Annotated in this window: 1 protein-coding gene; it reads right to left on the bottom strand. The window is 50.0% G+C overall.

Going from position 1 to position 1614, the window contains the following annotated elements; translation table 11 throughout:
* Positions 1–1603 (bottom strand): efflux RND transporter permease subunit (locus ACTF5Z_RS00005; RefSeq protein ID WP_438983990.1); only part of this gene is annotated, 1603 nt, incomplete at its 3' end.
* Positions 1604–1614: the final 11 nt, after the last annotated feature.

Genomic DNA, 1614 nt, shown 5'->3' with positions numbered 1-1614 from the left:
AAAACGGAACTTCTGCACCATTGGGCGTGCGGATGAACATATGCTCTATCGAGCCAAAGTTTGCGCGCTCTTCTCTGGGATAGCGGACCATCACCCGAAGATCGTCTTTACCTCGCTGTATTCGTTGAGCCTCGTAGCCATAAAAGGCGTGGCGTACTTGCGCCCCAAGGTCACGCAATGTGACACCATAATGGCGCGCCTCGGGCTTTAATGCCAATTTGACTTCTTGCTTACCGGATCTAAAAGTATCTGAAATGTCCACGACTCCAGGGTAGGATGCAAGGACGGCTTTGAGTTCGTCGGCGACTGATTTGAGCTCGCTAAAGTCGTCTCCTAGCAACTCGATATCGATCGCGGCGCCGATGGTGAAACTGTTGGCTGATATTTTCATCTCTACGAGATCAGGAATAGTGCCAGTGAGTTCGCGCCAGCGGTTTGCGTAGACACTGACTGGCGTACCCTTATAATCCGACGGTAGATTAAGATGTATACCCACCTCGCCAATATTGGTTTGCACAGGCGGCCCCACTTCAAGCGACCCTTTGGGCAAGGTTGTACCTACCGCAGTGTATACTTTGGAAAACGCTTCTTGGTCCTGCACCAGCGGGATCGCATCTAACTCTTTCTTGAGCTGCTCGGCTGAGTCCTCAAGCCTTTGAATTACCTTTTGGGTCGTTTCAATTGGGGTTCCCTCGGGCATGACAACAGCGGCATAAATGCGGGTGCTTTCGACCGCGGGGAAAAATTGGAACAGAATGCGGCCGGAAAGTAGGGCGCCGAGCGCTATGGTCAGCACCGCAATTGCAACGGCCAACGTAGAGTAGCGATATTCGACCGATAGCCGCACCATGGGTTTAAATTTATTGACAGCGAAATCATCAAGAGCATCTGATAGGCGTGTTTGGATTTTCTGCCACGCGTTTTTTTCTTCCCGCGACTTTGCCATTCGGCGGTGAGCTAAGTGATGAGGAAGAATAAGTTGTGATTCAAAAATACTAAAAAATAGCGCGATGATGACAACGGCACCGATCACAATAAAGAAGCCACCGAGCTCTCCGGGGATATTCATGATTGGAATAAAAGTCGCCATCGTTGTAAGAACGCCAAAAATGACGGGCGTCGACACCTCTGATGTGCCATCCACTGCGGCTTGTAGTCGGGGTTTACCCATCTCTTCGTGCGCAAAAATACGTTCACCCACCACGATGGCATCGTCAACCAAAATACCAATCACTAAAATGAACGCCATGATCGACATGGTGCTGATGGCAATATTGAGACCGGGAAACACCGCGAGAGTACCGAGCAGAGCGATAGGAATGCCCGCAGCAACCCATAACGCAAGTCGAAATTGCAGGAATAACGCGAGTACGATTAGCACCAAGACTAGGCCGCTGCGCGCGTTTTTCACTAAGGCCTCTAAACGATCAGTCAAATCAGCAGACTCGTCTTTCCATATTTGTACGTGCATACCCTCTGGAAGTGTGGGCTCTAGCTCACCTAAATAGGCTTTAACTGTTTCTGCTATCTGAATCGTATCTTCTTTGCCTACACGTGAAATCATAATCGACATGGTTTGGGCGCCGTTGACTCGCGCACTCATATCGGCGTCTA

Origin of the sequence: Aequoribacter sp. (assembly GCF_965659035.1) — a bacterium.
Classification (GTDB): Bacteria; Pseudomonadota; Gammaproteobacteria; order Pseudomonadales; family Halieaceae; genus Aequoribacter.
Note: the sequence above shows the minus strand (reverse complement) of the source record. Positions and strands in the feature narration are given on the sequence as shown.